Genomic DNA, 21165 nt, shown 5'->3' with positions numbered 1-21165 from the left:
TCGATATTCAATATTTAAAATCATTGACCATTGACCATTCATCATTCACGACGGGAGGCTATTGAAAAATTCTTTACCGAGCTAAACGGCAATGTGTACGACATTAAAGCCGAAGCGCTGGTGAACCAGGCCCTGCATTATGCCATGCATCCCGACGATTTTGTGGTGATGAACGACGGGCGGTTTTATCGTGAATACCGGAACGATGTATACGCTGTTACACAAACAGAAGATGCCTGGCTGCATCAATGGCTGCAGTTGCATTTGTCACGGTCAGGTTTATATGATCTGGTGCCTGAAGGACTTTTTCATCAACCCTTCACCGAACGTTCGGCGAATAATTCGGCAGCCGAAATGGCCGCTCACAGCCGTAAAGACAAGAAAAAAGAAACAGCTGCCAGAAAATTTTTTCAACCCATTGAAAATAGTTTATTCAAACAACGGGTGGCGCTTGAAACAGCGGAAGAAAACCTGCTGGCCGGTATTGACAATGGTTTGCTCAATGATTATTTCTTTACGTTCTGGGAATTTCCCGAAGGATTAAATAAAACATCTGCCATGTTGCTGGTATTGTTGCTGCCTTATGCGCATGCCATTGCCGGTGATATACAATTAATGCAGGATTGTCTTGAAATATTATTACAGGAAGAAATAGTGATAGCTCCCGTTGAACCCCGCGAAAGCCTTGCGCCAGGCAATACAGGTGGTTTGGGCATAGGTGAACTGGGTAACGACATGGTGTGCGGATATACATTCAACGAAGATTATCCCTGTTTGCAATACACCATTGGGCCGCTGCAAAATTCAAAGCCTTCGGAGTATTGCGCCGGTGGCGAGAATGACCTGTTGCTGCAGGTGTTCAACAATTATTTTGCGCCAGTTGAAGCAGATATACATATTACCGTAGAGGTAGACAGGGCGAATGCGTTGATTCAACTGGATGAAGAAGTGAGTCCGATACTGGGGTATTCGTGTGCACTGTAATTCAAATTAGCTAATTAGCCAATATGCTAATTTGATAATGAAAATCACTGAACCTATATAAAACGAATTGGCTCATTAGCAAATTAGCACATTAGCATATTATCACATTTATGGAAAGATGGTTTACACCCGATCTTAACAGATTGTTACTGTACCTGGGCATTGGCCTTATCAGTTTTTCGGTCATCATTGGCCTGGTGGCGAGGAAAATACGTAACAGTTTTAAGCCTTTCAGCAAAAAAGCCATTTGGTACCTGCTGATAAGCGCAGCCGTATTTGCCCTTACCGGTTTGTTTGTGGCCGCCAGGTTCTTTTCGACCTATAGCGGATACTTTATCTTTTTTCAGGTACTATTCCTGCTGTATGGCTGTTTGCACATTTACATGATGCAGCAAAAAATGGATTGGGGCAAGGATAAACGCTCCTTCTGGCCCGACCTTATTTTCACCTTTTTGATTCTGGTGGCAGGCGCTATTTGCTTTATGCTGATGTACCGGCTGATAAACCGCGAAGGTCTTGAATTGGCCATGATGATGTCGGTATTGTTTTTCATCATACCGTTGTTCGTTTGGCATACATTCCAAACAGCGATGGCCATTCCGCCCAAGGTGTTCAATCAATGGTATTATCCCGTGCATGAGCCCATGGAAGATCCTGAAGAAGGGAAACTGAAGAATATGTTGCTTATCAGTTTTGAATTTCAGAAAAACGGCAGGGATAGTTTCTTCACCAATTTCAGGGCCAAAGCGCCGGTTGATATGGAACTGGGACAGTTGTTCTATTATTTTATCAATGATTACAATGAGCGGCATCCGCAGGCGCAAATTCATTTTTCCAATGGCACCGGCGAACCCTATGGATGGATGTTTTATAAAAAGCCAAAATGGTATACCATATTGACAACCTATATGGATTCGGATAAAACAATTTTTCTGAACCGTATCAGGGAGAACGACATCATTGTGTGTTCACGCGTAATAGAAAACTGAAGTCGGAAGTCAGAAGTCTGAAGTCTGATAATACAGGAAGCTATTGAGCAATATGAGGTGGGTGAGGACCTTTGAAAAATTAACTGAGCATTAAACTTAATCATAGTATGCAATCACAACGTGAATTTTTACCGGTAAACTGGGTGGATGGAATGAAGATCAATAAAACGCATTTTATTTCCCAGGATAATGCGTTCACTTACCGGCAGGCGCAAACGGTAAGCAGTTTTTTAAATGAACATAACTATGGATTGTTACCGGTATTCGACCGGCACCATACATCGGCCAAATTATTTTTATCGCTCGATAATGAACAAACCGTTCATTGCCGCATACAACGTTGCCGCGCAATAACGCGAGGCGGATACGTAATGGAGTTTGATACCGACACTTCATTAACCGGTCAGCAGTTATCGGCCGGTATTCCCGGTTTGCAGGTACCGTTCAACGAACTGAAAGACCGCTCGGAGTTTTTTTATGTGGTGTTATCGGTTGATCCTTATCAGCGTGTACCTTTTGGTACGGCCGATGCTAAAGAAACACCGCCACGCATGCCGTTTACCATGCCGGTATATAATTTAACGTTGTTGCCTGCGCATGAAACCAGTGCCCTGTCGCTCGGTAATTTTCAGGTGCCCGTAGGAAAGGTGATGGTCGAAGAACAAATAGTGCGGCTGATGGAAAATTATATTCCGCCCTGTACAGCTGTGAATAGTCATTATGAACTGCTGGAAGTGCATGCCGGACTGGAGCAGTTTTTCGGGCAGATGGAGTTATATGCCCTGCAGATCATTCAAAAGATCTTACAAAAGAAACAACAGAATGATTTGGCCGATGCCATCTTTCGCATTTGTGAGAATCTAACCATGTTCACGGCTACCGAATACAGCAATTTCAAACTTTCTTATTTATACCAGCCACCGGTGTTTATGGTTACTGCCGTTGCCGGTATGGCCCGGTTGATCAAGAATTCGATGGACTATTATGCCGGCACCAGCAAAGACGAACTGATAAGCTACTGTACCGAGTGGTGCGGTGTAAGCCAGGGCGAACTGGAATCGGCCATTACCACCATTTGCAATTACCAGTACAATCATCTTGACATAAACGATGCGCTTGAAAAGGCTTTGCGATTTACGCAAATCATTTCATCGCTGTTCGCCAGCCTGGCGAGACTTGAATACATCGGTAAGAAAAAAGAAAGCGGCATATTCGTAAAAGAGCAGGTATTGATACCAACAAACGAAGCAGTGCCGGTGAAAAAACGCAGGAGTTTTTTAGCTGATTAGAAATATTCGCGCAAAGGCGCAAACAGTTTATAGTTTGAGGTTTGTAGTTTGTGGTTCTTTCTGTGAATCTTGCCGTGCAATTTTGATCCTGTTAAACAGTTAAGAAGTTTGATCTTAATAATGAAACTTCAAAGTGCGGCAGCAACTACAAACTACAAACCCCGTCCGACCGGGTCATCCGGGCGGGCACAAACCCAAAACAAAAAATAATTTATATGTCAACCATATTAAACAACAAAGAAAGGAACAGGGCCTTTTTAAAATTCCTTTTCTTTTTCATTATTTCAGTTTGGCTCATTGTTGGGGCCATTTATTTCGACATGCGTATTCCCTTTAAGGAAAATGATGTGCTGCGTGAGCAGGTTACCCGATATCGTAACCAAAGTGTGGCCCAGGAAAAATTTGTAAGCAGTATGGATCAGGCTAAAATACTCATCGACTCGCTGAAACAGCCGGGCGTGAATAGCATGTACGTGAATCAGCAAATAGCAGCCAAACTGCGCGAATTAACCGATTTGCAATATAAAGACAGCAGCATGTACAGTCGCATGAACAAAAATGTACTCGATTTGTACCTGCGTTATCAGGATGCCACGAATAAAGTGGTGAGCATGGGCGATTTGCCAAAGCAGCTCGAAGATTATAAATCGAAATATGAACAAACACAGCGCGACCTCGATCAGGCAAGAAGGGATATTGACCTGTTAAGAAGAGCAAGCAATGCGGCGGGATTTTAAACCCCCGGCCTAACCCCGGGCCCCTAAAGGTGGCGTTAAAGGGGAACAGGGTAATCGTTAAAGAAAGGTCATTTCAATTTTGAAGATTGCTTATTGCCAATTGCCGATTGCTTATTGATCTTAACCCGTCCCGCAGCCACAAACCGTTTTTTCCAGTAAGGATCATCCAAACTGGCCAAACTAACACCGAGGGAGGTTGAGGCATTTATAAAATACCGGTTTTGCAAATACAGGCCAACGTGCGAAATGGGATTGCCGGGAACGGTACAAAAGAAAACAAGATCGCCTTCAGAAAAATAATGATTATCATGAAAAGGTTCCACATTTTTTGTAAAGAACTGTTGCGCGGAAGTACGCGGAACCTGGATGTTGTACACATCATTCAGCAGCCGTTGAATAAAGCCCGAACAGTCGATGCCTTTTTCATCAATGCCGCCATATTTGTACGGTGTTTTCATCCATTTATCAATAAAAGTATACAGCGTTACATTTTTCAAACTGTCTGCGGCAGTTTTCAGGTAAGCGGCATACTTGTAAATAATTCTTTTTTCAGGCGTGTTGTTGGCGGGGTCAGCAGTAGCATCGGCGGGTTTAACAATAATGGTTTCATACTGGTTGGTGGTTTTGCGCGAACCGGAACAGGAAACCAGCGTTATGGTGATAAAAAAACTACCGCAAACGGCAATTGACCACCATGGTTGAAAAGTACGGATACCAGAGAAATATGATTGTAATTGTTTCATAGTTAGAAATACGTTTTGCAAAAGAGCTTTCGCCATATTGACACAACAGGACCATAGAACGAGCGTAGTTTACGACATGTCTTGTTCTCTATGTAAGTCCTATGCGTTCTTTGTGTCTTTCTGGCAAAACTTAAGGGTTTATAACGCGTACAGAAAAGTAAAATTATGGAAAATAAAAAAATACAGCCGGCTTATCTCGATGAAAAGGTGATCCTTACCATGATCATCACCGCACTGGTTGGCCTTGTGATCACCGGCTTTCAATATAAGAACTACGAACACTGCTTCGACTTTCATATCAAAGCAAAGGCGAATTATTTTCGTACCGATGAACCCATCCATTTTGAAACCGACGCTTTATATGCAAAGGAATTTCAATGGGATTTTGGCGATAATGAAAGCAGTGAAACCAATATCAGTTCTGTGGTGCATGCCTATAATATGCCCGGCGAATATACCGTATCATTAACCGTAAACGGTAAATGCAGCGAATACAAAGCTATTTATATTACCAGAGCGCCGAAAATCGAAAATCCGTTGCTGCAGCCCCGGTTTGTTTGTCCGCAAATGGCCGAAGTAGGCAAACCGGTTACTTTTCAGGATACCACGGCCGGCGCTCACAGCTGGGAATGGCGATTTGGTGAAACGGCTGTTGTAGATGCCACTTCGTCTACTGCCAGTTATACTTATAAAACTCCCGGCTTAAAAACCATTTCAATTGTTTTGAATAACGATCCCAGGCAATTGGGAGTTTGCAAAGTATATGTTAACGATAAAAAAGTAGCGCCGTCAAGATCAAATACCCGTATACCAAAGCACCAGCAACCGGCATTTGTTGTGGTGCCGGCAAAACCGGTAACGCCTACGATCGAAGAACAAAGCCATCCGCAGCCTGTAGTTACCGAGCCGCCAAAACCGCAGGGGGTAAACATCAGCAAGCAGGAGCTGGAAAGCAAACTGCGTATGGTGGTGAACAATTTTTATACGGCCGATAACTTTTCGCAATATTTCTGTAATAACATGAATGTGCCGGTAAGTTTAAACGGAACCGAAATAACCTTTACACAGTTTTGTAATAAACTCAGCTCAATTAAAAACGATAAAAAAATAAAACAGCTGAACGTTCAGCAAATAAAAAGCAGCGAAACCAACTGCCTTATCGGGTTAAATGTGAGTTTGAAGATGAAGCAGGGCTTCCTCGGGATATTTTAAGATTTTTTGATTTAGAGATTTTGAGATTTGTAAAGCAGCTTAAACCTAAAGAAATCTCAAAATCTCTAAATCCCGAAATCAGAAATTTATTAATGGGTTAAATATTAAATTATGACAGACCAACTATCCTCCATAGCAATATCTGAATCTTTTAGAAAAATAAATCACATTGCACAGGCCATTGCAAAGGAAAATATGCATCCGCATATTGCAGCGCCGCATTTATTAAAGGCCCTGTTGCATAAAGATGCCGGTTTGCAACCCTTGTTAAAGCAACTCGATAAAGACATTTTTTATATGGAAGAATGGGCCGATGTGCGCATGGAAACTTTGCCCAAAGCCACCCGCCTCGATGACACGCTTATGGCCGATGAACCGGTAAAAGCAGTGATCGAAGAAGCGGATACGATCAGGTTGATGACCGGCCACGATTACCTCGAAGCCGTGCATGTGCTGGCAGCCCTCAGCACGCCCGGTGTTGGGTTTACGTATGAACAGTTAAAAACCTTTCCGGTACAACGGCACGAATTAATACACCAAACGGCCGAAGAGGATACTATCAAAAAAATAACGGGCGTTGAACAATTGAACGGTTCTGCCCAAAAGGGTCAGCAGGCGTTGTTAAAATATTGCACCCATAAAAATCTGCGCGCCAAAGAAGGAAAGCTGGATCCAATAACCGGCCGTGATAAAGAAATCAGGGCAATGGCCGAAATACTTGGCCGAAGATCAAAACCCAATGTGCTGATCGTTGGCGAACCAGGTGTGGGAAAATCAGCGTTGGTAGATGGATTTACCCTCGCCATTGAAGAAAAAAAAGTACCGCGCTTTTTAGAATCGGCACAGGTGTTTGAACTCGATAACGGCGCGCTTGCTGCAGGTGCTTCGTATAAAGGTGAAGTGGAAGAACGGTTGAAAAGCATTATTCAGGAAGTAAAGCAATTCGAAAAGGCCATTTTGTTTATCGATGAACTGCATGTATTAATGGATAAACAGGGCGCTATGGCAGGTGCAGCCAATTTATTAAAGCCTGAGCTGGCGCGTGGTGAGTTGACCGTAATAGGCGCCACCACTCTTGAAGAATATCGCAAGCATATTGAAAAGGATGAAGCTTTTGCACGGCGTTTTGATGTAATACAGGTTGAAGAACCCGATGCAGAAACAACATTCAGGATGATGAAAATGATCATGCCGCATTATTGTAAACACCATACTATTGATGTTGAAGATGGAACGCTGCATGAAACCATCAGGCTGGCAAAGCGATATGTAAAAGATCGGCGTTTGCCCGATGCGGCCATCGATCTGGCCGATCATTCCATGGCCGCATTACGCCTGGCGCGTGATACCGGTATGCCGGTAACAGCCGAAATGAAAGTCATTTTCGACGAATGGAAAAATGAACCGGAGAAACATACTGTTGAAGACTGGCAATGGCACTACAGCCAGTTACAGCATAAGATCAGTCCTATTTTGTGGGCGGCCGTTCAGTCGCAGGACGATCCCATGAAAATGACCGAATCGCAGGCTATCATTGATTACCTCAACACAGCGTATACGTCGTTGTTGCAGGCAGCCACGGATAACCGCCAGCAACTCATCAATGCCGATGTGGCGGCGATCGTTGCGCATAAAACGGGCATACCTATCGGAAAAGTGCAGGCGCAGGAAAAGGAACGGTTGTTGAAAATGGAAGAAATATTAAAGCAACGCGTAGTAGGGCAGTACCATGCCATCAGATCGGTAAGCGAAGCCATACTTGAATCGCGGGCAGGTTTGGGAAAAGCAGGTCAGCCTATCGGATCGTTTTTCTTTCTGGGCCCTACAGGTACCGGAAAAACTGAGCTGGCCAAAGCGCTGGCCGATTTTCTGTTCCAGGACGAAACATCGATGATCCGCTTCGATATGTCGGAGTTCAAGGAAGAGCATTCTGCCGCCTTATTATATGGTGCGCCTCCCGGTTATGTTGGTTATGAAGAAGGCGGATTGCTGATCAATAAAATACGTCAGCAACCTTATTCGGTGGTGTTGTTCGATGAAATTGAAAAAGCGCACCAGTCGGTATTTGATATTTTTCTGCAGATCATGGACGAAGGCAAGCTGCATGATAAACTCGGTAAAGAAGGCGATTTCTCCAATGCGCTGGTCATATTTACTTCCAATATCGGCAGTCAGTATGTAGTGGATTCGTTCAATAAAAAACAGGTGCCTTCTTCTAATGAGTTGCTTGGGATCATGAGCAATTATTTCAGACCCGAATTTCTGGGCAGGTTAACCGAGATATGTCCGTTTGCTCCCATGACCAATGATATGGTTGAACGCATACTCGATATTCAACTTAAAGGCATATACAGTTCACTCGAAAAACAGGGAATACAGCTAACGATAACCGAGGTTGCCAAAAAGCAGCTGGCGCAAATGGGTTTTGCACCTCAATATGGTGCGCGGCCATTGGCAGGTGTAATTCGCAACCAGTTGCGCCGTCCCTTATCGCGAAAGATCATCAGCGGTGAAGCGGGACCAGCAGGCGTGTCGGAAATCATAATGGATTTTGATGAAAGTGGATTGGTGCTGAAGTCCTGAGCGTAACGAAGCCGGTAGTGAGCGAAGTCGGTGGTGAGCGCAGTCGAACCATCGAAGAAGTATTTAAAAGTGTCGGGCGCAGTTGAGACACGCTGATTTGTAGCAACGATAATACGGTGTTCCTGATATCATCCGGTTCAAAATTCATACCTGAACCGGGGTGGGAGTGTTTTTGTTTAAAATGTGTAAAACATATTTAGCACTGATGTGGAACATAATTAATAATAGTAGTAGCGCAAATTGCTGTTCTAACAGTGAAGACAGTCTCAAAAAACCTGTTCGCAAAAATTATTTGTGACTAACTTTTAAGATTAAAACAACATTATTTTTTGATGACTTGTATTATTTACTAACGGAAACATGTAAATTTATTTGCCATTATTATCCGCACATTAAAAATGAGTTTCACAGATATTTTTGCATAATGGTTTGTGGGGATTTTTGCCTTTTAATGTTCATTCATCAATTTTTGGGAATGAAATTTGTAAAATAATTTGGAGTTTTTTGTTTGATATCCAATCCTTAAAACCGGTTTTATCGTAATTAAATTCGATTGAACATTACAGAAAGTCAGCTTATTCTGAAAACCAAAAATACTTATCATGGGCATAGAACCATACGGAATTGGAGGCACGGAAGTCAGGACCGATGCTTTTGAAGCCTTTGCAGACATTCCTCAAAATCGTGTACTGCTGGCAGAAAAACTAACCTACGATCCTCCTGTTAAGCCAGACATAGTAGAAGGATTGACCAGCGTTGAAGAAGTTTTTGAGCATTACAAGCCGAAAGTAGATATGACTTTTGAAACAGAAGACGGCGCCATGCGTCGTGAAACCCTGCATTTCAAAAGCCTGTCTGATTTTGGTACAAAAGGTATTATAGCACAGAGCGAATACCTTGGTGATGTGAACATGCAGCAGATGCAATACCAGAAAATCATCAGGCAGTTAAAAACAAACAAGCTGCTAAAACAGGCGCTTACCAACAAAGAAACCAAGGAGCATATAATAAAGGCATTGCAGTCACTGATACAGGAACTCGACTCAGCCAGGTAATCAATACCAACACTATTTAATTAAATCGTAATCATGAGTACTGAAGCCATTAAACCCGCCGTTCAGCAAACGGCTATGAAAGAAGATCTGCCTTTCAAAGGGCAGCCGGTTGAACAACTGGAAAGCAGTGTACAGGGGCTCGCCAAATTTGGGGGATTTGATCTGCTCGAATCGGCCATTGATGCTGTTCAGAACATTAATCCTGAAAGAAAAGCACGAAAAAAAATATTCCTCGAAGAAAACAGTAAAAAAGAAGAGCGTACAGCACTGAAAAAAACATTGAAGCTGTGGCTCGATATACTGCAAAGCTCTGACGATATCGGTGAAATGGTTCAAACCTGTAACGAGCGCTCTGAACAATCGGGTCAGGTGTTAAAAAGGAATCTGAAAGCCGCTGTTAAAGAAACTGAACAACTCGAAAGATCCTACCGTTCAGTTGCCCTCTTTTATAAAAATACCGAAAGTCTTAAGGTAAAGAACGTATCTGTTATTAATATCGATCCCGATCAGGTAAAAGACCTCGATAACACCCGTTTTATTGATGCTATTCACAACGAACTGGTTGATAATTACGACCGGCTCGACCTTCGCAATAATTACAGCCTGCTTATATTACCCGGCTATCTCGGTAGCAACAAAGTGCTGGAGAAATGGGCCAAGCTCGCTTATGAAAATAAAGTGATGCTGGTGACCGATTTTGAAGATCTTGATACGCCCGATGATGTTATGGAATTGTTTGAAGCGGCCAACTTAACCGGTGGCGATCCATATCGTTCCAATGTAATTATGGCCTGTAACTGGCTGGTAGGCCGCGGACGGTTTTCCGAAATTGAAGAAGAAGACGATCTGCTGGTGCCGCCATCTGCAGCACTGGCCGGTAAAATTTATAATACGCTGATGTCGCAGGTTACTGCCGGTAAAAAATTCGGTGGTATTAATGAAGTAGATGGCGTACGCTTCGACCTGAAAAAAAGCGAAATTGCCAGCCTTGAAAAACTCGGGCTGATACCGATGGTAAAAGAATATGGAAAGGTGATGGCCTTTTCGGCCAAAACATTGTTCAATGGCGACAACCTCGGTTTACAAACCTATTCAGTGGTACGTGTATTTGATTACGTAACGAAAGTGATGATGGACTTCTTAAACCGCCGCGCTTTCGAAAACTTCAATGCATCTACCCGTAAAGAACTGAACGGGCAAATTGTAAAATTCCTCGACGGTATTACCGGCCCCAATAAACTGATTGAAAATTTCACCATTAAACGTTTTGAACAGGACCCTGTTCAAAAAGACCGCATTTATCTCGATATCCACTTGAAACCATACTTTCCTGCAAAAACATTTCTGATAAAACTCGAAGGGCAAAAGGGAGACGATGCCGATAAAGCAGACTGGTCTTCCAAATACGAACAGGATAAATAAACATCATGAGCGTCCTGAGTCCCGCTGAAGCGGGAAAGGATGATTCAAAAGCATTGAGCGTAGCCGAAATGCTTATTGAACGTTTATGCCGATACCGCATTCGGGATAATCAACATTCGCCTGTTAAAATCCACTATCTAACCCAAACTGTAGCGCCGGTTTAACCCCAAAAAATAATAACAGCTTGCAGTGTCATTTTTCAATAATGATGCTGACGGGAAATCATTTTCCCTTGTAAAAAACAAATACCGGCCCTTAGATCTTTTAATGAAATAAAAAGAGGGCGGCCATTAAACCTTGCCACACAGATTGTTCGTTGCCAAACGAGCAGAATAGTTATTTAATACTTCCTGTCTGGAAAAGGCAAATGGGCCTGCACTACACTTATTTCAACAGATTCGTTTTTTATTTTTTAGGTCTATATACCATTTTTTAATCATTTCAAAACCATTTTTTATGTCATTCAAGGCAAAACTCAAAGTGGCAGGCAAGAACGTGAACGTTCTCGCTTGCACGTATGCGCTGAAGCAGGAAACCGATGCAACCGGTCGTCCTTCTTCGATCACTCGTGGCGGAAAGATCACCCTTACGGTTGAATCAACCGGTGATACCACTTTCTTCGAGTGGATGACCAACAACTTTGAGCGTAAAGACGGCTCTATCACTTTTGTTAAACGTGATACCGATGCCACGCTGAAGGAATTGTCGTTTAAAGAAGCATACCTGGTTGAGTACCGCGAAAATTTCGACGGTGCTAACGACAGCCCGGTTACCGAAACATTCACGCTGAGCGCTAAAGCCATTGAACTGGGCAGCGGTAAGCATGAAAATGAATGGGTATAATCACTATCCATTATAACGGCAGGGCCTGCACCCGTAAGTGCAGGTCTTGCCTGATTTTAGTTACCGGTTACCAGTTTCCGGTAACCGGAAGACCGGCGACCGGAAATCGGTAACATTTATGACTTTAATCCTAATAAAAATTCCATGTCATTCATAGCAAAACTTAAGGTTGATGGCGAAGAGTTGAATATTCTGCATTGTGCATTTCGCTTTACACAGGCTACCGATGGAACCGGCAAACCTACTGCCATTCCGCAGGGAGGCGCTGTTACCCTTGTTGTTGAAAGCAATGGCAATACAGGCTTATTCGACTGGATGGTAAGTCCAACGCAAACCAAAAGCGGTTCCATAACATTTTACCGAAGGGATAATATGAGCAAATTAAAAACCCTTCAGTTTACCGATGCGCATTGCGTGGATTATCACGAAACCTATGATCATAACAGTGATAGCCCTATGCAGGTGCAAATTACGCTCAGCGCCAAGGAAGTAAAACTGAACGAATCAAAGTTCAAAAACAACTGGCCTCAGTAAAGGCACAGGTTTCAAGGTACAATATACAAGGCTCAAGGGGACCGTTCACCTTTGACCAATAAACAACCATAAACGACACATCTTTTTTATGGCCCAACTAATTAGTAGTAACATAACCATTGCCGGTAGTCCTATTAAACAAATTACCTCTTTTCAGTTAACGCAGAACATCTTCGACCATCATTATTTCAGATTGGTTTGTCCGGCCGAATCACTCGATGGTATGGATGGTAGCATACTTCATTCTTCCCGAAACCTTATCGGCGGCCTGTTACAGGCTTCCGTTACCAGTACAGGGTCTGCCGGTACCCTTCAATTCAGGGGCATTGTAATGCAGGTAGAAGCCGACCGGTTCAGCGGTCATACCGGCAACATTATCATTTCAGGCTGTAGTCCTACCATTGTGCTCGACAATGGCCCTCATTGCAAAAGCTGGGAAAAAAAGGCTATAAAAAATATTGTGCAGGATGTGCTAAAGCATTTTCCGCAAAACCTGCTGCAGCCACAAATTGCCCCGCAATATCCCGAAACACTCGCTTACACCGTTCAGTACAAACAAACGGCCTGGCAATTTTTAAATTATTTATGTTCAGCCTATGGCGAATGGTTGTACTACGATGGTAATAATCTGCAGATCGGCTCTCTCAAATCCTCCGAGCCTGCCGCACTCACCTTTGGCAGCAATATCAGCCGTTTTAGCATGGCGTTGCAGGTACAGCCGGCCAACAGCCAGATGATGGCTTACGATTATCTCAATCACGAAGTTTACAACAGCACTCCGCAAAGCATCGAAAGCAAAGCCGGATTGAACGATCTGGGCAAATATGTATTGCAGGCAAGTAACAACGTATATGCTGCGCAGCCTAAAATATGGAACAACCAGTTTGTTTCGAATAAAAAGCAACTCGATGATGCGATCAACATACGAACTGCTATGCAAAGCAGTAATACGGTTCGCTTTTCAGGAAGCAGCGGTCATCCCGGTGTTAAAATAGGAGGCTCCATTAATGTGCAGGGCCAGAATGTGTACAGTATGTCGGGAGAAAATTATGGCGAATACACCGTGCTTTCGATCAACCATTATTTCGACGGACATGGAAATTACAACAACGACTTTACGGCCGTTCCGGCAAGTATAAAAATGCCGCCGGTAAAACCCGCAACTATTGCGCATATCGAAACACAAAGCGGTATGGTTACCGATAACCACGATCCCAAAGGCCTGGGAAGAGTACGGGTAAAATTTCACTGGATGAATGACGCCGAAAAAACACCGTGGATACGGGTAACAAGTCCGCATGGCGGTGGTGGTAAGGGCATGTTCTTTATTCCCGAAGTAGGTGAAGAAGTGATCGTGGGATTTGAAGGCGATAGTCCTACCAAGCCTTATGTTATAGGTACCGTGTATCATGGTAAAGCCAGCAATACATTCAGCAATGGCGGCAATGATGTAAAAGCGCTGCAAACACGCAGTGGTAACAAAGTGGTGATGAACGATGCCGATGGTAGTGTATTTGTTGAAGATAAAGCCGGCAACAGCATGCTGATAGATGGAGCAGGTAACATAACGATTAAATCCAGTAATACAGTAACCATAGATGCCACCAATGAGATCACTTTCAAAACGAAAAAGATCACCATGCTGGCCGAGAACGAAATATACATGGAGTCGAAAAAGCTCGATGGCCAGTTTAGCGAAACTGCTACCATATACGGTAAAGATGAAATGAATGCAGAATCTAAAACAGCAGTGAATATAAGTGCCGTAAACAAAGTAAATGTTGGTGCCAAAGATATAGACGTTACCGGCGATACTAAAGTGTCGTTGAACTCTGAAGCGGTAGAAGTAAATGGTAAAACAGCTACGGTAGTTACCGGTGGACATATAAAACTGAATTGCTGATGCAATCGGCAATCGGCAATAAGCAATTGACAATGACCAATCAGCAATAACTGAGCGTTTTGCTTTAAGCGTTCAGCGTTATGCAAAAATAAAACAAGTAATGAACGAACATAACCCGATAACCATTCGAATAGACGAAATGGTGAATGTTTGGAAAAAGAAGGTTAGGGCTCAGCACAGCCTGATCCGCTGGATGCTGAAACCCGAAGACCACCGTATGTACGAAGGGTTTTGTCGCCTCGAAGCGTCGCCGCATGGAAAACTCGATAATCTGTTCGTTTTCTTTTATACCCATTTCAACTCGCCTAAAACCTACAGCCATGCCATCATGCAAAGCTGGTTGAAGGAATATGACGATGCAGAGCAACAGCAGCTGCTGGCCAAAGCAGGCGTAAAAGGAAAATGGAATGTAGAGCCCTTCAGAAAAGCGGTAGAAGACAACAATTATATCGTTTGTAGCAGCCTGTTGCCCGAAATGATTCAGTCGTACCGGAACTGGATCGGGCAATCGCAGACCCAGTTTGTATTAAGTGTGTTGCCCAAAGAAATGAGCGCACCGCAACAGTTTTTACAATGGTTGCAGCAATGGATGGATCAACCCAAACAACCCGGTATACAGCTGCTGGTATTTGATCATACCGACGGTAATTTTTGGGGAACCGTTTTTGAAAAGTATGCCGATAAAGCAGTTTCCCTTGTACATGATCTGCGTATGCAGGATGCCATCAGGCAGATAGCTACAGCAGGATCAGCTACCGATCCCTATGCATTTTTCAGAAAGTGCATGTTCGAAATGGGAGATGCCGCCAGCAAAAAAAATAAACCATTATTAAGCGAATGGGGACAGAAAACCATTGAATGCGGTAAAAAAACAGGCGATAAAAGTTTGCTGGCCACTGCTTATATCACTTACGCCGGAATGCTTTTTTCGTTTAAAGATCATATGCTCATCAATGAACTGCTCGATACCGGTATGCGCCTGTGTAAACAGGAAATAGCAGGTGGCAATGAAACAATAAAACCATTGCTGCTGCAATATTATACCTATAAAGGAGCCGACTGCCAGATACAACGCGAAAGAAAAGATGCCCTTGACTGGTTTATGAAAGCAGGCGACGAAGCGGTTGAGTTCGGTTTTACCACACAGGCCGTATCGGCCTATTACAAAGCCTGGATCTTTGCCGATTATAAAAACTGGCAACCCGAAAAATTGCAGGCCAGTGAACAGGCGATGAAATTAACCGGCCGCTTATCTGATGAGGAAATACAGGCATCGGAATATCCTTTCATGGCTTATGATTATTGGCAGCAGAAACAATATGATATAGACAGCATGGTGAGAGAGGTGGAACTTAAAATGGTAAGGGCCTATGGCGACGACTGGCAAAAAACAGTAGAGGAGCTGAAGCAAAACTATACGAAGAAAAAGATCAGAGAGGCGAAAACCGGTGAATTGATTGTTTGATGGTTGAATTGTTTGATGGCTTATCGTTGAACTTTATAAATTTTCCGGATTTTCAAACAATAAAACAGTTGAACATACAGAACCATTTCAATATTCGGAATCAACAGCAATCGAACTATAAAACAATCAAACAATCACTTTATGGAATATGGAATGCTACAATCAAAAATTCAACTGATCGATGAAAGAATAACCCATAAGTATGTTGACGAGCTGCGTAGCAAAGAATCGCGCATTGATTTTACCAAAGATGGCTGGGTAGAAGTGTTGAGAACAATTGAATCTGAGTACCGGAAAAAAATTCAACCCGAATTAATTTATATCAGGCAAATGGTAACAGAGGTGTTGGAAAAAAATGGTTATTCGAACCGGCAGATCATTGCCGGTTTTCTTGAGCAAACACAGCGATTGAAAGATTATATCTCATTAGATGGTCAGATGGTTTGATTGTTTGATGGTTGGAATATCGCAATATAGAGTGCCCGACTAACTGTTAACCGTTCAAAAGTTCAGCCTGCCCAACAATCAAACAATTTAACAATCAAACAATCCTAATACTAAGCGGTAGAAAATAATTAAGGCATTTACAAAAAGAAAATCTACCATGTACGTTGCCAACACGCATTTAAAACCGGTGATTGGAATTGATATTCACTTTGTGAATCTGCCTTTTCCATTTGTTCCGCTTCCACATCCTTATATCGGGTTGGTAATTGATCCGTTTGATTATATTCCTTTTATCGGCGCTACCGTTAAAGTAAACAATGTGCCCCGTGGCAATACCGATACCATGGGTATGATCATCACTTTCGTTCATATTCCGTTTGGAGCAGGGTTTACTTTAGTTCCTATAATTGGTCACGACAGCCAGAATTTTTTTGGCAGCAAACGCGTATCGGTCGATGGCGCTCCCATGAGCGGCGCCGGTTATATGCTCATGACCTGTAACGATATCGGTATTCCGCTTTCATTTCGTCCTGGTAAAAAATTCATTCCCATTCCTTCTTTATACCTGCCAACATCTTTTTGCATTCCGTTGCAATGGGGCAAACCGGTAATGGTAGGAGGGCCGCTGGTGCCTAACTTCAGCATCATGGCGCTATTGAAAGCCTTTGCTTTCGGTTCGTTTTTGAAGATCCTTGGCAAAGCCGGTGGCAAAATGCTGAAAGCATTGAACAATAAAGTGGCCAAGAAATTTCCTTCTACAAAAAAACTCAGTAACCGCTTATGTAAAATGGGTTTTGAGCCGGTTGATTTGGTCACCGGCCGCGTAAATTATGAATACACCGATTTTGATTTACCCGGGCCCATACCGGTAAGGTGGACACGCAACTGGGACAGTGATTCTTCAATACAAGGCCCTTTGGGCCATGGTGTGCATTTGTGTTATGATCGTTGCGTACAGCTTTGGTCCGAAGATGGATGCTTATCGGTTACCCTGGCCGATGGCCGTCAGGCTGTATTTCCGCTGTTGTATTACGGTGAAAGTTATTATCATCCGCAGGAAAAAATAACGCTGCACCGCAAACAAAACGGACACTTTTTACTGGATGATCATGATGAGTCGCTGTATTATCATTTTAACTATGAGCACCAGGCCGGAACATGGCAATTGTCGTATATCGAAAATTACAGTGGCAACCGCATACAATTACATTACACCGGCAAACACCTGAATGCGATTACCGACAGCGCAGGCCGCTTACTTGTTTTTACGTTAGATAAACAATTCCGTATAACACAGGTAATCGTAAAACACCGCGAACTGCAGCAAACACTGGTAAGTTATACATATAATGAACACGGCAATTTAACAGAGATTGGCGACGCCCTGAATCAGGTAACGGCCATTGAATACCGGTATCACCTGATGATACAAAAAACCGATCGCAACGGGCAAAGCTTTTACTGGGAGTACGACAGCAAACGCCGTTGTATACATACCTGGGGCGATGGTGGTGTGCTGGAAGGTTTTATTCAATATCATAAAGGTCATAACATTGTTACCAACTCACTGGGCGAAAATACTACTTACTATTTCGACGAAAATAATTTATGTGTTCAGGAAACAGATCATTACGGTAATTCACGATACACCGTATACAACGACAACTTTGATGTATACCGCGAAACCGATGAATCAGGAAATGTAAGTGGTTATGTATATGACGATGCAGGCCATTTAAAAGAAAAAATATTGCCCGATGGCAACCAGTTGCAGTTTCACTACAATCAGCATCACCAGCCAACACTCATTATAAGTCCTGATGGAAACAGCCAGACTTTTGTATATGACGAACAACGCCGGTTGAAATTTATAAACCATCCCAACGGGCGCACCATTACCTATGACTTTAATGAGAATGGCCAGGTGGGAGCCATTATTGAAAGCAATAACCGCAAAACGATATTCCGGTACGATGAAGATGAAAATATCGGGTCTATACAATTGCCCGACAAAAGTGAAGCGCACTGGCGCTATGATGCACTGGGCCGATGTACACAGGCCGTAAATGCCGATGGCGACCGGCGCTTTTTTGAATATGATGACCTGAATCGCATCCGTACCATTCATTTGCCCGATGGAAACACAGTAAAACTGCAGTACAATGCTTATGAAGAAGTAACCCTCGCCACCGATAAACATCACAGGGTAGATTATGAATATACTCCTTTAGGTAACGTAAAAAAGCGTACGATCAATAAAAGAGAGTTGAACTTTTTTTACGATACCGAAGAAAGATTGCGGACTATCGTAAACGAAGCAGGAAAGCATTATGTCTTTGGCTATAACAAAAGGGGAGAAATAATCAGCGAAACCGGCTTCGATGGCATGCAGCTGCGCTACCAGCGCGATGCAATTGGCAGAATTATTCAGGTAAACCGCCCCGGAGAACGCTTTACCCGTTATGAGTACGACGCCAACGGACGCATCATCAGAATTGAATACAACGATGGAAGCTGGAAAGCTTTTACCTATGATAAAAGTGGCAGGGTCACCACTGCTGAAAGCGAAAACAGCGTGGTACAGTTTGAAAGAGATCGTGCAGGCAATGTAATTACAGAAAAGCAGCAGGATTATGATATCAGAACCGTGTACGATAAAATTGGTAACCGTACCCGCATAACAAGCAGTTTGGGCGCCGACATTGTCTTCGAACGCAATAAGCTTGGCTTTGTTTCCAAAATGCACGCCGCTGCCGGCGCCTCGTGGCATTCACAAATGTTGTACAATGCGGCAGGCCAGGAGTTGCAAAGAATATTGCCCGGTGATGTATCGGTTGAATGGCAATATGACCAGGCAGGCAGACCGCAGGAGCAAAAGGTTGCTGCCAAAGGAGTAGTGCAACGGTGGAAAAAATATACCTGGGACACCAATAACCGGCTCACCAATGTATTGGATGCATTGTCGCAAAGCAACACGCGATTTAAATACGATGCGCTCGATAACCTGGCATTTGCGCAATATGCCGACAACAGCATTGTTCACCGTACAACAGACGATGCCGGCAATATTTACGAAACGAAAAAAAGAACCGATCGTCAATACAGCGCTGCAGGCGCCCTGCTCGAAAGTGAAAAATACATTTACAAATACGACGGGGAAGGCAACCTGATCAGCAAAACCAATAAGGCTACGAATAAAAAAACGCGTTACGCCTGGTATGCCGATGGCCTGTTGAAAAAAGTATTGAAACCCGATCAAACCATTGAATTTACCTACGATGTTTTTAACCGGCGAATACGCAAGCTGGTGAAAAATATTGCAGAGCATGGTAAGGCGCAAAAAGGAACTGTAACAAGATGGGTTTGGGATGGCAATGTGCCGCTGCACGAATGGAGCTATAGCGAAACCGATATTCCTAAAACAGTTGTTAACGAATGGGGCGAAATAAGTTATGACAGAGAAGAACCGAACCCGTTAAATGCAGGAGTAAACGAAATAACCTGGTTGTTTGATGCCGATAGCCTGGTGCCCTGCGCCAAAATACAAAATAGAAAAACCTATAGTATAGTATGTGATCACCTCGGTACACCCAATGAAGCATATGATGCCGATGGCAAAAAAGTATGGGAGTGTGTAACCGATATTTATGGAAAGGCGCGAACCCTGAAGGGTACAAAAGATTTTATACCTTTCAGGTACCAGGGGCAATACGAAGATGAAGAAACAGGTTTGTATTATAACCGGTTCAGGTATTATGCGCCCGAAGAAGGCGTGTATATCACTCAGGACCCGATAGGACTGGCCGGCAACAATACTACCCCATATGCTTATGTGAATGATACCAATAGCAGCATCGATCCTTATGGCTTAAGCGGTATTGGCTCCTGGAACGAATTTTTACAAGCTACCAAAGGCCGGTTTACCGAAGCCAACAGCTTTGCGAAAGATAAAAATGTAATGAAGGATGCGGCTTCGGCCTGGAAAGAATATAAGAACAACTTTAATAGCACCAATATGCCGGTTATCGGCGGATTGCACGACACGGGAGCATGTATAGGTAAGCCGGGATTAAATGTATTACAAAGCGACCGCTGGAACCTGAATGTAAACGATATGTGGGTTCAGGGAGGCATCGACAGAAAGGCTACCTTTAAACTGGTATCGCCGCAAACACACGATTTCCTGTGGGATGACGTAAATAATCGTCCGAAAGTATACGACAGGGAATTAAAAATGCTTCGAAAAGCAGGCTATGTTGAAATTGACGACCATATGGTTCACCCGGATAATGTAAAGAAATTTAAAGCGCGTTGTAAATAAACAGGTTTATGGAAAGCATCGACACCTTACAATCGAAAATCGATTTAATCGACGAAGAAATAACGAAAAAGAATCAGGATGAATTTCTGACTCAGAGAAAGGCTATTGATTTTAAGAAGGAGAACTGGGAAGATGACATGCGGGCGATTGAACAGGAATACCGGAAAAGAATAGAGCCTGAATTAACCTATATCAGACAGGTTATTATACAGGTGCTGAAGCAAACAGACTATAAAGAACTGAAAAGGGTAGCAGATATAATAAACCAGGCGCCTCAGCTGAAGAAATATGTATGGCCAGGTTTTGACGATCTGTTAGCAGATACGCAAAAGAGTTCGGAAGATTATCTCACCCTGTGGGTTGCATTGTTTATAATGAAAGATCTTGAACCCGATGCCCGCGATTTAATCGTTTCGTTCAACGATTTTATAAAATTATGTAAAAGCAAAAAGATCAACAGCGCTCCCATTTTGCAGCACTTGCTTCCCTATGCTTCGGCAGTAATAAAATACGGAGGACATTCCGTACAATCATTAATGCTGAGTGGTATAGAGCAATTGTTGACTGTAAAAAAATCTAAGAAGGCATGATTGTTTGATGGCTTTATTGTTTGATGGTTGGGTTTCGATATGTAATTT

Annotated in this window: 17 protein-coding genes; 16 read left to right on the top strand and 1 reads right to left on the bottom strand. The window is 43.1% G+C overall.

The annotated features are described in order from the left end of the window. Positions 1–30: 30 nt before the first annotated feature. The 4 genes from AC59IL_RS00390 (at position 31) to tssO (ending at position 3999) form a co-directional block, all read left to right on the top strand. Complete coding sequence (locus tag AC59IL_RS00390; protein WP_496550077.1) at positions 31–984, top strand: hypothetical protein; 954 nt, start codon at positions 31–33, stop codon at positions 982–984. Between the two features lie 110 nt (positions 985–1094). Then, positions 1095–1973, top strand: coding sequence for a TssN family type VI secretion system protein (locus AC59IL_RS00385; RefSeq protein ID WP_496550076.1), 879 nt, complete (start codon positions 1095–1097; stop codon positions 1971–1973). A 107-nt stretch (positions 1974–2080) separates the two neighbouring features. Continuing rightward, the gene (locus AC59IL_RS00380; protein ID WP_496550075.1) at positions 2081–3262 is read left to right on the top strand and encodes a hypothetical protein; all 1182 of its coding nucleotides are present in this window, start codon (positions 2081–2083) and stop codon (positions 3260–3262) included. A gap of 215 nt (positions 3263–3477) precedes the next feature. Beyond that, positions 3478–3999 carry a type VI secretion system TssO gene (gene tssO, locus AC59IL_RS00375; protein ID WP_496550074.1) on the top strand — a complete coding sequence of 174 codons (522 nt, stop codon included), beginning with the start codon at positions 3478–3480 and terminating at the stop codon, positions 3997–3999. Positions 4000–4067: 68 nt separating this feature from the next. On the opposite strand, the gene AC59IL_RS00370 is transcribed toward tssO, so the two are convergent. After that, complete coding sequence (locus AC59IL_RS00370) at positions 4068–4742, bottom strand: C40 family peptidase (protein WP_496550073.1); 675 nt, start codon at positions 4740–4742, stop codon at positions 4068–4070. Positions 4743–4907: 165 nt separating this feature from the next. Between AC59IL_RS00370 and AC59IL_RS00365 the strand changes: the two genes are divergently transcribed. The 12 genes from AC59IL_RS00365 to AC59IL_RS00310 all read left to right on the top strand — a co-directional run bounded on the left by AC59IL_RS00365 (position 4908) and on the right by AC59IL_RS00310 (position 21117). Continuing rightward, positions 4908–5954, top strand: a complete 1047-nt coding sequence (locus tag AC59IL_RS00365; protein WP_496550072.1) for a PKD domain-containing protein — start codon at positions 4908–4910, stop codon at positions 5952–5954. Positions 5955–6065: 111 nt separating this feature from the next. Then, complete coding sequence (locus AC59IL_RS00360) at positions 6066–8537, top strand: ATP-dependent Clp protease ATP-binding subunit (protein ID WP_496550071.1); 2472 nt, start codon at positions 6066–6068, stop codon at positions 8535–8537. Positions 8538–9139: 602 nt separating this feature from the next. Further along, positions 9140–9592, top strand: a complete 453-nt coding sequence (locus AC59IL_RS00355; RefSeq protein ID WP_496550070.1) for a hypothetical protein — start codon at positions 9140–9142, stop codon at positions 9590–9592. Positions 9593–9625: 33 nt separating this feature from the next. Then, positions 9626–11014: a DUF5458 family protein gene (locus AC59IL_RS00350; RefSeq protein ID WP_496550069.1), complete on the top strand. Its 1389-nt coding sequence runs from the start codon at positions 9626–9628 to the stop codon at positions 11012–11014. Between the two features lie 5 nt (positions 11015–11019). Further along, positions 11020–11178 carry a hypothetical protein gene (locus AC59IL_RS00345; protein ID WP_496550068.1) on the top strand — a complete coding sequence of 53 codons (159 nt, stop codon included), beginning with the start codon at positions 11020–11022 and terminating at the stop codon, positions 11176–11178. 292 nt (positions 11179–11470) lie between these two features. Further along, on the top strand, positions 11471–11857 hold the full coding sequence (gene tssD / locus AC59IL_RS00340; RefSeq protein WP_496550067.1) for a type VI secretion system tube protein TssD: 387 nt from the start codon (positions 11471–11473) through the stop codon (positions 11855–11857). A 144-nt stretch (positions 11858–12001) separates the two neighbouring features. Then, positions 12002–12391, top strand: coding sequence for a type VI secretion system tube protein TssD (gene tssD / locus AC59IL_RS00335; RefSeq protein WP_496550066.1), 390 nt, complete (start codon positions 12002–12004; stop codon positions 12389–12391). An 88-nt stretch (positions 12392–12479) separates the two neighbouring features. Further along, on the top strand, positions 12480–14294 hold the full coding sequence (locus AC59IL_RS00330; protein ID WP_496550065.1) for a type VI secretion system Vgr family protein: 1815 nt from the start codon (positions 12480–12482) through the stop codon (positions 14292–14294). Positions 14295–14394: 100 nt separating this feature from the next. After that, entirely contained in the window at positions 14395–15759 is a 1365-nt protein-coding gene (locus AC59IL_RS00325) for a hypothetical protein (RefSeq protein WP_496550064.1), read from the top strand. A gap of 141 nt (positions 15760–15900) precedes the next feature. Beyond that, positions 15901–16206: a hypothetical protein gene (locus AC59IL_RS00320; RefSeq protein WP_496550063.1), complete on the top strand. Its 306-nt coding sequence runs from the start codon at positions 15901–15903 to the stop codon at positions 16204–16206. 157 nt (positions 16207–16363) lie between these two features. After that, complete coding sequence (locus AC59IL_RS00315) at positions 16364–20527, top strand: RHS repeat-associated core domain-containing protein (RefSeq protein WP_496550062.1); 4164 nt, start codon at positions 16364–16366, stop codon at positions 20525–20527. Between the two features lie 8 nt (positions 20528–20535). Next, complete coding sequence (locus AC59IL_RS00310; protein WP_496550061.1) at positions 20536–21117, top strand: hypothetical protein; 582 nt, start codon at positions 20536–20538, stop codon at positions 21115–21117. Positions 21118–21165: the final 48 nt, after the last annotated feature.

The organism is Niastella sp. sgz303648, from assembly GCF_059587045.1.
The sequence above is the reverse complement of the archived record's forward strand: the minus strand, read 5'-3'. Positions and strand labels throughout refer to the sequence as shown.